Below are 14,479 nucleotides of genomic sequence, written 5' to 3'. Positions count from 1 at the left end.
GGTTTTTTATATGATAATCAAATTTTAAAGGAGACTTTATGAAGCAACAAGTTCAAAATCTCAAACTGGCAGAACGTGGAGCACTTATCTCAATTTTTGCATATATCATTCTAGCAGGTGCTAAACTAGCTGCTGGTCAACTATTCCACTCTGATGCTCTGACAGCTGATGCCTTCAACAATCTTTCAGATATTGTAGGAAATGTCGCTGTCCTTATCGGTCTGCGAATGGCCCAAAAACCTGCAGATACCGACCATAAATTTGGACATTGGAAAATGGAGGATCTGGCCAGCCTTATCACTTCTTTTATCATGTTTGTCGTTGGTTTTCAGGTTCTCCATTCTACCATACTCAAATTATTGAGCGATGAGGTTGTAGATATTGATATCATGGGAGCTTGGGTAGGAATAATCTCAGCAGCTATCATGCTCGGAGTATATGCTTATAATCGTCAACTTTCAAAAAAAGTTAATTCTAAAGGCCTAGAAGCAGCCGCTAAAGATAATCTATCTGATGCCGTAACCTCCATCGGTACTTCTATTGCAGTCTTTGCCGCAGCTCTTAACTTTCCAATCGTTGATAAGATTGCAGCTATAGTGATTACCTTTTTCATTTTAAAAACCGCTTATGAAATTTTTATGGAAAGTTTCTTCACCCTGTCAGATGGATTTGACGAGGAACTCCTCCACAAGTACGTGGAGGATATTCTCAAACTACCTAAAGTAGTTGCAGTCAAATCTCAACGTGGTCGGACTTACGGTGCCAATATCTATTTGGATATTGTACTAGAAATGAATCCTGATCTATCCGTCTATGAAAGCCATGAGATTACAGAACAAGTTGAACAGTTGCTAACCCTCAAGTACGGAGTATTTGATGTAGACATTCATGTCGAACCATCTGAAATCCCTCACGATGAAATCTACGAGCATGTTTTTGATAAACTTTATCGTTTTGAATCAGAAATTCAAGCCCATGAGAAGGGCTACGAGGACTTAATTGATGAAGACTATCTCCTGATTGATGCTAAGGGGCGTTATCACAACAAAGAACAAATGCTCCTAGCACACTCTGTACAATCAAACTACCTCTCCAACTATCAAATGACCTCAGTCAGCCAAAAGTCTAAATTGGTTACCTTTGAAATAGGTGACTATGTTCACACTTCTCTTTGGCGTAGACATGAAGAGTGGACTGTTGTCTTTCATCAGATTTCTAAGAAACAGAACTAAAAAGCTAACCAGCCTATTTATTGGTTGATTAGCTTTTTGTTTATTTTTTCTCATCTTCATCCATACTGAGGACACTGAGGAAAGCTTCTTGTGGAACTTCTACGGATCCGATAGCCTTCATTCGTTTCTTACCAGCTTTTTGTTTTTCAAGGAGTTTACGTTTACGGGAAACGTCACCACCATAACACTTGGCCAAAACGTTTTTACGAAGGGCTTTGATGTCGCTACGAGCAACGATTTTTTGACCGATTGCTGCTTGGATAGGCACTTCAAACTGTTGACGAGGGATGATTTTCTTGAGCTTGTCCACGATGATTTTCCCACGTTCGTAGGCAAATTCTTTATGGACAATAAAGCTAAGGGCGTCGACCTTGTCACCATTCAATAGAATATCCATTTTCACCAATTTAGATGAACGATATTCGGAAATCTCATAGTCAAAGCTAGCGTAACCGCGAGTAGAGGACTTGAGTTTATCGAAGAAATCAAAGACAATCTCTGCCAGAGGAATTTGGTAAATAACATTGACACGATTATCATCGATATAATCCATGGTCACGAAATCACCACGCTTGCGTTGGGCCAATTCCATGACTGCACCAACGTATTCCTGCGGTACCATGATTTGTGCTTTAACGTATGGCTCCTCAATGGTCGCAATCTTGGTTGGATCTGGAAACTCAGACGGGTTGGCTACATCAATCATTTCCCCGTCCGTCATGTTGACATGGTAAACCACCGACGGTGCTGTCATAATGAGGTCAATGTTGAACTCACGCTCAATCCGTTCTTGGATAACATCCATGTGCAAGAGTCCCAAGAAACCACAACGGAAACCGAAACCGAGTGCCTGCGACGTTTCTGGCTCAAACTGCAAGCTGGCGTCGTTTAGTTGAAGTTTCTCCAAAGCTTCACGAAGGTCATTGTACTTGTTGGAATCAATTGGATAGATACCCGCAAAGACCATTGGGTTCATTTGTTTGTATCCAGCCAAAGGCTCGCTGGCAGGATTTTCCGCCAAGGTTACCGTATCACCGACACGGGTATCGGCAACTGTCTTGATAGAGGCTGCGATATAGCCAACATCTCCGACTGCTAGGAAATCACGACCGACTGCTTTTGGAGTGAAAATCCCGACTTCTGTGACATCAAATGTCTTACCATTGCTCATCATCTGGATAGTGTCACCAGGTTTGACCACACCATTGACAATACGAACCTGAAGGATAACCCCACGATAAGGATCGTAAACAGAGTCGAAAATCAAGGCTTGCAATGGAGCTTCCACATCACCTGTTGGTGCTGGAACCTTCTCTACAATCTGCTCCAAGATTTCTTCAATACCGATACCAGCTTTGGCAGAGGTCGGTACAGCTTCTGATGCGTCCAATCCAATCACATCTTCGATTTCCTGACGAACTCGTTCTGGATCAGCTGCCGGTAAGTCAATCTTGTTAATGATTGGTAAGATTTCCAAATCATTATCCAAGGCCAGATAAACATTTGCTAAGGTCTGGGCTTCAATACCTTGTGCAGCATCGACTACCAGAATCGCTCCCTCACAGGCAGCTAGTGAACGCGAAACTTCATAGGTGAAGTCAACGTGTCCCGGTGTGTCAATCAAATGGAAAATATAAGTCTCGCCATCCTTAGCAGTGTAGTTGAGCTCAATCGCATTCAGCTTAATGGTAATCCCACGCTCACGCTCCAAGTCCATGCTATCCAGCAACTGAGCCTGCATCTCCCGACTGGAAACTGTTTCTGTTTTTTCAAGAATACGGTCAGCCAGAGTTGACTTTCCATGGTCAATATGGGCAATAATGGAGAAATTCCGAATCTTCTCCTGACGTTGTTTCAATTCTTCTAAATTCATGATTCTTCCTTTTAGGGTATTCTCTTTATTATATCAGATGAAGAGGAATTTTGCCACAGCAAAAACACCTAGAAAACTAGGTGTCTGCTCCGCTATTTTCCTACTTCAACCACAAGGAAATCTCTCGCTCTGCTGCTTCAGGGCTATCAGAGCCATGAACGATGTTGGCTACAATATCATCGACCGGTGCCGTTGCAAAATCTCCCCGTATGGTGCCTGGAAGGGCATTGACAGGATTGGTTGCTCCCATCAAAGCACGCCAAGACAGTACCACCTCTGGCCCTGACAAAATGCCTGCAATGACTGGCCCACTGGTCATATAGGATACCAAATGAGGAAAGAAGGGCTTGTCGGTCAAATGATCATAGTGAGCCGCAATCAAGTCTGGACTGGCTGTCATCATTCGAAGGTCATCTATCTGAAAACCACGACGCTCAATCCGTGCCAAAACCTGACCAACCAAACCACGCGCCACTGCATCTGGCTTGATAATGAAAAATGTCCGTTCCATAATAAGTCTCCTTCTTGATTAGAATACCTGCACCACATCAATCTCCTCACCTCCGAGAAGAATAAGATGACAAGCAATATCTGTAACACCGTAAGCCTTGGTCAAAGCTTGAACGTAAAGTTGCATCTGACCGCGATAACGCTCTTTGAGCTGGCTAGCAACTTCATACTTATCCGTCTTATAGTCGAAAAGAACGATTCGGTCATCGTAGTGAATAAAGCCATCCACGATCCCCCGTAATACAAAATTCTCTTGAGAAATCAGATCTTGTATCAAACTGGCAAAGGGAGCCTCTCGACGAACCTTGTCCCTGTTCTCCAAGATTTCCTTTCCTAAGTCAGTGGAGAAAAATGCAAGAATTTTGGAAACATCGATTTTCTCCTTGACTGCTTGCTCAGCATTAACTTGAAGCAAGGCTTTCTCAATCACATCTTTTGTCATTGGAAATACCAGAGGTAAACGCTGCATGAGTTCATGGACAGCTGACCCAACCTGAGCACCCGTTACACGAGGTTTTTTAGAAAAATCAGGTAAATCAAAGGCTATCTGTGGTTTGTAAGACTCCATAATTTCCAAACCTTCATCTGCCAAGACCGGTTCATAGAGTTTCTTAATCTGACTCGGTGTCCGCAAGCTAGGTAACTCAATGGCTGATTTATAGGTTTGGTTGAGGCGTTCCACAGCCTCTAACTGATCTAAGGCTCTACGAATCTCGTCTGACTGACGATTGTCTTTTTGACTTTCTTTCACAACTGGCTTGGTCTGCTTTAGATGACCAATCTTTTCGGGTGTCAAATCACTATCTTCCACAAAAATCTTGTTAAAGTAAAGTTCCTCGTCACTAAAGGCCTCCTCAATCGCCAAGACCCAGTCTTGAAAGCTGGTCATTCCTTCTCGGCTACTTGCTAGTAAAACTCCCTCTTTTCGTTTCCCGTCATACTGATCAGATAGCTTTTCCTTACTTCCTTTTCCGACCAGATAGAGTTTCTTTTCTGCTCGTGTCATGGCAACATAGAGCAAGCGCATCTGCTCAGACAAACTAGCTAATTTCAATTCCCTCTGATTGAGCTGATAAGGCAGAGTGTTCATCGCTACTCGGACATGAGGTAACGGTGTATCAAACTCCGCCTTCATATCTGCCAAATACTGAATACCCAAACCATTTTCCCGACTGAGAACAATCGGACTCCTACTCTCCATGGCATTAAACTTCTTGTCCATATTGAGCAGGAAGACATACTGGAACTCCAAGCCTTTGGACTTGTGAACAGTCATGAGCTGGACAGCATTTTGCGGTAGGGCTACCTCCACATCTGCCAAATCATTTTCACTAGCCAAGACCTTATCAATCATGGCAATAAACCGACTCAAGCCCTTGAAACCCGTTTGTTCAAAATTGTTGGCTCGAATGCCTAGCGCATATAAGTTTGCCTGTCGTTTTTGGCCATTTGGCAAGGCTCCCACGTAGTCATAGTAAAACTTCTCGTTGAAAATCTTCCAAATCAAATCATAGAGTGAATGCAACTTGGCATAGGCCCGCCAGTCTGTCAGATAAGTCTGAAAGTTGTCCAATTTATGTTTCAACCGTGGAGAGATGAGAGCAGATTTTGCACCGCGACCTGTCTGGGCTAAAACTAATTTTTCATAGAAGAAGCCTCGCTCTGCCTGCAGGGCAATCCGTACCAATTCATCCTCATCAAAATGAAACATAGGTGACTTGAGTAAGGCAACCAGAGCATAGTCATTGAGAGGATTGTTAATGGTCCTCAAGGTATCCAACATGACCATGACTTCAAGTGATTTGAGGTAGTTGGCTTCGCCACCGTCAGCCACCAAGGGAATCCCATGCCGTTCAAAACTCTCCAAAATAGCTTGGTTACGTGTTCTACTAGGTACCAAGAGGGTGATGTCAGAGAAGGCAACTCCTTCCTCATTATGTAGGCGGATGATTTCCTTAGCTACTAATTCAACCTCGCCACCAGAAATTTCCGTATCTTCCTCTGTCACATCAGTATTGTAAATCAGGTAGTCCATACGGTGATGAGGCTGAGCAATCTTCTGACGGTCGCTTCCTGCAACTAGCGTATGGGTTTGGTCATACTTTATCTGACCAACCTGACGGTCCATGAGTCGCGTAAAAATTGCATTTGTCGCGTCCAATACCTCATTTTGACTGCGGAAATTTTCCTTGAGGAGAATCAATTTCCCTGCCTGACTATCTGCCTGATAGGTTTCAAATTTAGACTGAAAAATCTGCGGGTCAGCCTGACGGAAACGGTAAATGGATTGCTTGATATCTCCCACCATAAAGCGATTATGACCATTAGATAACAGGTCCAACATCCGCTCTTGCGTATGGTTGTTATCTTGGTATTCATCCACCATCACCTCATGGTACTTGTCCTGAAACTGTTGGCGAATGGCTTCGTTCTTCTCCAATATCTCAATAGCAAAATGACTGATATCAGAGAACTCATAGGCATTTTCCTGCATCTTGCTTTGTAGGTATTGGTCTGAAAAGTCGAATAGAAAGGCCTGCAAAACCTGCAAAAGAGGCAGGACTTTGGGTTGATAGACCAAGATTGTTTCCAAGTGCTGCAAATCTTGCAAGCGACCTTTTAAGTCCTTGAAAACAGGATACTTGACCCCTGCCACTGTCACTTCACTACCAGCAGGTAGAAGCTCTACCAACTCTGCCGTGACCAAGGGCAACTTTTCCTTATCTGCTTGCCTATCGTATTCATCTGCCAAATTCCGCAAGCGATTAAAGATAGCTTGGTGCTTGACATAGGCTGCTGTGTCTGTCCCCTTGGCTGTCTTTTGTTTGTAGTCAGGTAAATCCGTCACGTCCTGCAAATCGTCCGCAGCCTGACGCATGGCTTCCAGAAAACTCAGCACTATATCGTCAGGTAGGCTAGATAGACTGGTATTTTTTTCATAGCCTTTCAGCAAACTTTCCTTGAGCCATTTTTTTGGACTACTGGTTGATTGACTAAAGCCGTGAATAGTGTAAACAACCTCACGAAAAGCCTTATTATCCTTCCGATTTCCCGTGAAATTCTTGACCAAATCTCTGAAAATCACTCCCTGTTCACCTGATAGGTAATCCGCAAACAAGTCTGCAAAAACCTCATGTTTCATCAGATCTTGCTCATTCTTATCCTGCAAAATACGGAAATTAGGAGAAATCCCCAAGGTATAACCATAAGTCGAAACTAATTTCTGCGTAAAGGAGTCCATGGTCCCAATGTCTGCATTTTCCAAGGCAGTCAACTGGGCGGATAGATGGTGCCGCAGGGCTTCATCCTTGCTTGCTGCCAAGGCCTCTGTCAGCTTCTTCTCAATCCTCTCCTTGAGTTCACCCGCTGCCTTGACCGTAAAGGTTGAGATGAACAATTGATCGATGGACACACCACGCTTGATTTTATCCAAAATTCGCTCCACCATAACAAAGGTCTTACCTGACCCTGCCGATGCCGAAACCAAGACATTTTGTCCGCTAGTATAGATTGCTTCAATCTGCTCCGGTGTCCGTTTTTGCACTTTATCCGACACCGCTTCTTCTTGCTGCAACTTTACAATCGCTTCTGGACTTAAAAATGCTTCAAAACTCATTCAACATCTCCTCCTTTCATACGGTCTAACCAATCTTCACGCTTGCCACCCTTGACTAGTTGTCTGGCCTGACCCATGTGCAGATTGGCCTCAAAGCCTGTGATAGCCTTGAGTTGTTCCCCTGCCACCGATTTTCCGTCCTCGGTGTAAGGGTTAATAGCAAAGCGACCTGTTAGTATGGTCTGACCTGCCTCCTTGTACAAGGCTTGGTTGTGTTGCAAGAGAAGGGCTAGCTCCTCCTGACTATATAAGGACGCCTTGGACTTATAATAAACCTGGTTAAGACGATTAGCCTCTTCCTCCAAGAACAAGCCCTTGTAAACCAATGACTTATAAGCCTCTGTTAGTACCTGATCCTGTCCCTTAGTATCTGCCAACTTCACAATCGGATCCAAGAGATGCAAGTACATTGCCCCAAAAATCTTTTCTGACTGGCTAAATTCTGGCAACTGCTGAACTGCTGCGATATAGGTGACCAACTGCGGACTGAGTCCATTATAAAAACGGTCAATCTTAAAGCTATTGCTACTGGACTTGTAATCCACAACTCCTAAAGCATGATTATCAGCCAACTGATCCAGACGGTCAATTTTTCCAACAATCTTCAAACTCCGTCCTTGACCAAGATCGAGCAATCCTACATCTTCCTGACCAAAACTGGCTTCGTTTGCCAATACAGCTACCTGGCTCCCCTCTCTCAAAACCAAGGAACTAGCTTTTGCAATATCTAGCAAAACTTCTTCTGAGAACTGACTGCTCGCATCCGCACCATAAAGCGATTGGAAGGTCTTTTCCTGCCTTGTTTCAGAGATGGCCTTGGTCAACTTCTCGTCAAAGTCTGCTTCTGTTTGATCCATGGTCACCCGTTCAAAAATTCGATGCAAGAAATTCCCATGACTTCGTGCGTCTGGATGAATGGAATCCTGTTCCTGCAAACGTAGCACGTGCTTGATGAAGTAAAGGTACTCATTCTTGTAAAAATCTGTCAAACTAGAAGCTGATAATACCAGTGGTTGATCCGCTGGATACAGACTGGCTAAGGTATCTGCTTCCAAGGCAACTGAAGACGCTTCAGCTGAGATAGCAGGAATATGAATGTCCTCTTTCTCTAATTTCTTACGGAGGTAACGGACCACCACCGACCAAAAGGTCGCTTCTTCCTTAGTCCACTCTGGATCAAACTCATCTCGATTGGCCTCTACCAGCCGTGACAGCAGCCCCTTGTAGTGCATGACATCCGACTCTTCTAAGCCTTCCCTACCTTTTTCCTCCAGAGAGAACTCCATGTCCAATAACAGTTTGAGGTAGGGGGACAAGACCTGCTCTGCTTCTTTATACAACTGAGGCGTTGATAACACCAACTGTTCCCGAGCAGCATTAATCAAGGAAATCATAGCAGAATGGTTTTTCTTGATATTTTCTTGACTGACCAAGTCAAAATGCGCCAATTGACCGCTTGCTTCATTGACCTTGGTTTTCTCTTCTTCAGTCAAGAGGCTAGTATTTTGGGCAATCTTAGGAAAATTAGCCTGACTCAAGCCTATGGCATACACATACTTAGCAGTGTGAGGCTCGATAAGATCGTAGGACTTAATAGTGACCACATCTACCGTCGCAGGAACTGTCCGATAGGTAGCCGCTAGCATACCTGTTTTTAGGATAGCTAGAAAATCATCTAAGCGCAGTTTTTCTTGCCCAAAAATTGCTTGTAATTCCTCTAAGATATGACAGAAGGATTTCCAGACCTGCTCTTCTTTTTCTTGTTCAATGTCACCAAAGCCCCGCGAGAGTTTGCTCATATTTTTTGGTAATTGCACAGCTTCTAAGAAAGTCATCAATTTTTGCAAGAGACTACTACCTGTTTGGGCTTGAGCCTTGAAGAGTTGGGTCAATGGATCCATAACTGCCTGACGGAATTGGTTGAGCCCCTCCAAATCATAGTTAGCTCTGCTATTGACCGAAAAATCCTTAGTAAACTTAGCCTGTCCCTTAATATCAGCAAAGAGGATATACTGCTCAAACCGATCTAGTTCAGATTGGGAGAAAGTCCCGTAGAGCCCGGATTTGAGGAGGTTGAGCAAGTCTTCTGATCGAAAATTGTACCGCTTCAGTCGCTCCAGTGACTCGATAAAGTGCACGAGCGGGTGGTGACTCATGCTTTCCGCCTTCCCAAAATAGTGGGGAATCTCATACTTGTCAAAGGCAGTTCTTAGCTGCAACTGATAACTCCCTACATCTCCCAAGAGGACCAGAATATCCTTATATCGTGCACCTTGATAGAGTCGTTGACGAATGCTACGCGCCACCTGCTCAATCTCTTCTTTTTGATTGATGACATCCCAGAGGATAATCCTATCCCTATCTTCTTTTGTCAGCTCCACCTGCTGATCAGAGAAATCATAACGACTTTCAATATTCTTGGAAATCTTGCCTAGACTATCCATGACCTCTTCAGCCCCTAGATAAGTCGGCTTAGTAGCGAAATCTATCGCTAAATGCCGTAAAAACTCCACACCAGCTTGATAGAGATTCCCTTCGATATAGGTGCTTGCATAAGCCTTTTGACTGGCATAGGTCCCAATCACAATTTCTTTGACACGACCATTTAGGGCTGTGATAAGAGCCTCTTCTTCAGCTGAAAAACGCGTAAAACCGTCGACAATCAAAACGAGCTGATTCAATTCTTGGTCTAGTTTCCCTGTTTCAACAAGCTGACGAAACTGAGTCAACTTGGTTTGGGCTTTAAATTGATTTGCCTGAAGCAGCTCTTCCAGACCGGTAAAGATCTTCACCAGGTCTGCTTGTTTTTCTGGCGATTCCATCTTTTCCAAGTCCAAGACCGACAAGTTGGCACGCTGCAATTCCTTGTATAAATCAAGCAACTGACCGATAAAATCCATGTCCTGTTTGAGCTTGCCATAAACCTTCAGTTCACTTTCGTCTAACTGAGAAAGGACACGGAAAAAAAGCATGGTCAGCCCCAAATCATCAATGGTTTTCTGGTCCTGTGCCTCGTTGAGTACCAAATAGCGTGCCATTTGCCCAAAGCGCGTCACCATGATGTCAAACGACGCCCCCTCCTCAAGATAGGATAAAACTGCTCGCTCCTTCTCAAAAGACAGGGAGTTTGGAGCTATGTAGAAGACCCGATAGCCTTGACTAGCATAGGTTTTGGCTTCCTCCGTCAGAAGCTGGGTCAAGTTATTGCGAATACCTGTGTAATGTAGTTTCATAAGTCACTTCCTAAAAATATCCTCTGTTTATTATATCAAAAATCACAAAAAAACTGCCCAATCAGCTGGACAGTTAGGTTCAGAATTAAAGTCTATTCTTCTTTCTCAATAGGTGCTAGACTAGCTAGGACTTTTTTGAGTCCCATTTCTGGAAAGTTGATTTTGAGTTCTTGGTTATTACCTGAGCCTGATACTTCTAGAACTGTTCCTCGTCCCCATTTTTTATGAATGGCAATGTCGCCAACCGACCAACTAGTTCCCGTAGTGGTAGTAGTCTTACCAAATGGTAACTCACCACCAAGTGTGCGATTGGGTTGAACAGAGGACTTGCGGCTTTGCAGGGCCTGCTGCAAGCTCATACCTTGGCCAAACTGAGTCGCTCTGCCATTGACATAAGACGCCTTAAAACTGGTGTTAGCAGGACGGGCAAGACCTTGGTAGTCAAGGAGGTCGCTGGAAATTTCACGAATGAAGCGACTAGGTTGGTTGTAGTTGGTACGACCAAAGAGCAGACGGGAGTTAGCATTGGTTAGATAGAGAATCTGCTCGGCGCGCGTAATACCTACATAAGCCAGACGACGCTCCTCCTCTAACTCCGCCTCTTCCTCAGAAGCACGACTGAGCGGAAAGACATTTTCCTCCATACCAATCAGAAAGACAACTGGAAACTCCAGACCTTTGGCAGCGTGGAGGGTCATCAGTGTAACCTCAGATGCCTCACGGCTATCATCATCTGTATCGGCAATTAAGGCTAGGTCATTGAGGAAGCGACTGAGCGTTTCCAGACCTGTCTCTTCTTCCTCACTTCCCTTTTCATCAAAGTTTTTAGTCACGGAGAGGAATTCCTGAATGTTTTCGATACGAGCATTGGCCTCAATCGTTCCCTGAATCGTAAGAGCATTGAGGTAACCAGACTGATTGAGGACTTCTTCGACCAACTCTGTCACAGTCAAGCTGTCTAGGCGGTCACGCAGGTTATACAGCATCGTTGAAAAATCCCAAACAGCCTGTGCAACCTTGCCCCTGATACTAGATAGCATAATATGCTGGCAGGCCTCTAGCAAAGACATGTCCTGCATGGTGGCAAAGTCACGGATTTTCTCAACAGTACCTGGTCCAACACCTCGCTTAGGCTCATTAACCACACGCTCAAAGGAGATATTGTCCGAAGGATTGGCGATAAGATTCAGGTAGGAAATGACATCACGGATTTCCTTACGGCTGTAGAACTTGGTTCCGCCAACCATAGTGTAAGGGATATTGGACTTAAGGAGAGCTTCCTCTATGGTACGGGACTGGGCATTTGTCCGATAGAGGACTGCAAAGTCCTTATAGGTCTTGCCTGACCGCACCAACTCGCCAATCTGACTGGCTACGTAAATCGCCTCGTCGTTTTCATCACTTGCCTTGTAGTAAGTAATCTTTTCACCCTCGGCATTTTGTGTCCACAGTTTTTTAGGACGGCGATTGCGGTTGTTTTCGATAACTTCATTGGCAGCCTGCAAGACTGTCTTGGTGGAACGGTAGTTTTCTTCTAACAGCACCACCTTGCTCTCAGGATAATCCTTTTCAAAATCAAGGATGTTCTGCATATCTGCCCCACGCCAGCCATAAATCGACTGATCAGCATCACCAACCACACAGATATTCTTGAAACGCGATGCGAGGAGCTTGACCAACTGGTACTGGGCATGGTTGGTATCCTGATACTCATCGACATGGATGTACTGGTACTTCTGCTGGTAGTAGGTCAGGACCTCTGGATTTTGGTCAAATAAGCGGAGCGTCAACATGATCAAGTCATCAAAGTCAACGGCCTCTGACTGCCGCAGTTCCTTCTGGTAAGCCTTGTAACATTTTGCAACAATCTGCGTGTAGAGGTCGCCCGCTTGGGCTTCGTAGGCTACATCATCAATCAAGTCGTTCTTGGCATTGGAAATGGTGGCCAAAATGGTCCGTTCGCTCCATTTTTTAGGGTCCAGGTCGAGCTGTTTGAGGATACGTTTCATTAGTGTCCGTTGCTCACCTGGGTCCACAATGGTGAAGTTGCGGTTGTAACCGATATGGTCGGCGTCCCGACGTAAAATGCGGACACACATGGAGTGGAAGGTCGCAATCAAGCTATCCTGAGTAGCAGGATTGAGGGCATAGGCCCGCTCCTTCATCTCCCTTGCCGCCTTATTGGTAAAGGTAATGGCGAGGATATTCCAAGGATTGACCATTTTCTCATCAATCAAGTAGGCGATGCGGTGGGTTAAGACACGGGTCTTGCCCGAGCCAGCCCCTGCCATAATCAAGAGCGGACCTTCCGTTGTCCGTACCGCCTCTGCCTGTCTGTCATTCATTCCGTTTAATAATGGATTCATTTTCTCATACTCTCTCTAATTTTCATTCTCTCCATTATACCAAAAAATCTCTCAATAGGCAGTGGACAATGTGATAGATGACAACCAAAAAAGCCCAGAGTTATCTCTGAGCTTTTGTATTCAATAGATTATTCAGCACCCAAGGCAGCTACTGTGATGTAGTTGTATGGTTTGTTGAAGTGTGGCAAGAAGAACAAGTCTGTCAATGCCAATTTTTCGATTGTTACGCCTTCTTGGATTGCCAATGAGAAGAGGTGGATACCCATAGAGATATCTTCACGAGCTGCCATTTGTGCACCAAGGATACGACGTGAATCTTTATCGTAAACGATCTTGATTGTAACTGGGAAGTTACCATGCTCCATGAATTCTGGTTTTTGGTTGTCCGTTACTTCAGTAACCGCAGCATTCAAACCAAGACGTTTCGCTTTTTCAAGTGTCAAACCAGTTGATACAAGGTTAAGACCGTAGATAGAGATACCGTTAGAACCTTGTACACCGATACCTTCAAGGTCAGTGCCACAGATGTTGTGAGCTGCCACGATACCAGTACGTACAGCGTTTGAAGCCAATGCGATGTAGCTTGTGTCACCAGTAGCGTTGTCGTAGATAGTTGCACAGTCACCGATAGCGTAAACGCCTGGGATTGAAGTTTCTTGGCGTTTGTTTACAAGGAAGGCACCGTTACGGAAGCGCTCGATTCCTTCACCTGCAAATGCAGTGTTTGGACGGAAACCAACAGCCAAGATAACCATGTCAACATCGTATTCGTTCTTGTCAGTGATGATTTTCTCAACTTTACCATCACCAGCAACTTCTTGAACAGTTTCACCGAAGGCAAGTTTGATACCATGCTCTTCCATATTTTTAGCCATAAGGTCTGACAAGTCGCGGTCATAGTAACCAGCCAAACATGTGTCTACAACGTCGATAAGGATAACTTCTTTACCTTTACGTTGGAATGCTTCTGCAAGCTCAACACCGATGTAACCAGCACCAACTACTGCTACGCGGTTGATGTCTTTGTTTTTCAATTTTTCAATAACATCAGCTGAGTTTTGGTACAATTTAACGAATTGCAAGTTTTCAAGTGTTGCTTCAAACTCAAGAGAACCTTCTTTGATTGCTGCACCTTTGATTGGTGGTAAGATTGGTTGTGAACCTGTAGCGAAGAGAAGTTTGTCAAATGACTCAACATGTTCTTGACCGTTTACAAGTGCAGTAACTGTTTTTGCATCATAATCGATATTTGTAACAGGTGACTCCATGTAAACTGTCGCGCCCAAACTCTCCAACTCTTCTTTGTTTGAGTAGAAAAGTCCTTCAGGACCACCGATTTGCTCACCAATCCACAAAGCCATACCACAACCCAAGAATGAGATGTTTGAGTTTTGGTCAAAAACAACGATTTCGTTTTCTTGCCCATAGTTTGTCAACATAGTTTTGATTGCGGCAGTACCTGCGTGGTTAGCACCGACAACAACGATTTTAGCCATAAGGAAAATCTCACTTTCAAAAAATATTTTTTACAGGTTATATTATACCCAATTTTGTTACCGATTACAAAATTATTGCTCACGTTTTCACAATTTTTTTGTAAAGGCTTTTATCTTTTTATTACAAAACAAACAGAGAGTGGCCCTGCACAA

The 14,479-nt window shown here is 44.2% G+C and carries 7 protein-coding genes; 1 reads left to right on the top strand and 6 read right to left on the bottom strand.

Annotated features, from left to right (window positions below; all coding sequences use genetic code 11):
- Nucleotides 1-38 precede the first annotated feature (38 nt).
- Nucleotides 39-1,232, top strand: a complete 1,194-nt coding sequence (locus tag AC4CS8_RS04330; protein ID WP_493893712.1) for a cation diffusion facilitator family transporter — start codon at nt 39-41, stop codon at nt 1,230-1,232.
- A gap of 40 nt (nt 1,233-1,272) precedes the next feature.
- On the opposite strand, the gene lepA is transcribed toward AC4CS8_RS04330, so the two are convergent.
- From lepA to nox, 6 genes are all read right to left on the bottom strand, one after another.
- Complete coding sequence (gene lepA, locus AC4CS8_RS04325) at nt 1,273-3,105, bottom strand: translation elongation factor 4 (RefSeq protein WP_493893711.1); 1,833 nt, start codon at nt 3,103-3,105, stop codon at nt 1,273-1,275.
- 100 nt (nt 3,106-3,205) lie between these two features.
- On the bottom strand, nt 3,206-3,616 hold the full coding sequence (gene ndk, locus AC4CS8_RS04320; RefSeq protein ID WP_493893710.1) for a nucleoside-diphosphate kinase: 411 nt from the start codon (nt 3,614-3,616) through the stop codon (nt 3,206-3,208).
- An 18-nt stretch (nt 3,617-3,634) separates the two neighbouring features.
- Nucleotides 3,635-7,231: a helicase-exonuclease AddAB subunit AddA gene (gene addA, locus AC4CS8_RS04315; protein WP_493893709.1), complete on the bottom strand. Its 3,597-nt coding sequence runs from the start codon at nt 7,229-7,231 to the stop codon at nt 3,635-3,637.
- On the bottom strand, nt 7,228-10,464 hold the full coding sequence (gene rexB / locus AC4CS8_RS04310; RefSeq protein WP_493893708.1) for an ATP-dependent nuclease subunit B: 3,237 nt from the start codon (nt 10,462-10,464) through the stop codon (nt 7,228-7,230). The genes addA and rexB overlap by 4 nt, the downstream gene beginning before the upstream one ends.
- Nucleotides 10,465-10,556: 92 nt before the next feature.
- Nucleotides 10,557-12,830 (bottom strand): DNA helicase PcrA, encoded by a 2,274-nt coding sequence (gene pcrA / locus AC4CS8_RS04305; RefSeq protein WP_493893707.1) that lies wholly within the window; start codon nt 12,828-12,830, stop codon nt 10,557-10,559.
- A 128-nt stretch (nt 12,831-12,958) separates the two neighbouring features.
- Nucleotides 12,959-14,326 carry a H2O-forming NADH oxidase gene (gene nox, locus AC4CS8_RS04300; RefSeq protein ID WP_493893706.1) on the bottom strand — a complete coding sequence of 456 codons (1,368 nt, stop codon included), beginning with the start codon at nt 14,324-14,326 and terminating at the stop codon, nt 12,959-12,961.
- Nucleotides 14,327-14,479: the final 153 nt, after the last annotated feature.

This window comes from Streptococcus sp. NSSLK0004, from assembly GCF_059039125.1.
Note: the sequence above shows the minus strand (reverse complement) of the source record. Positions and strands in the feature narration are given on the sequence as shown.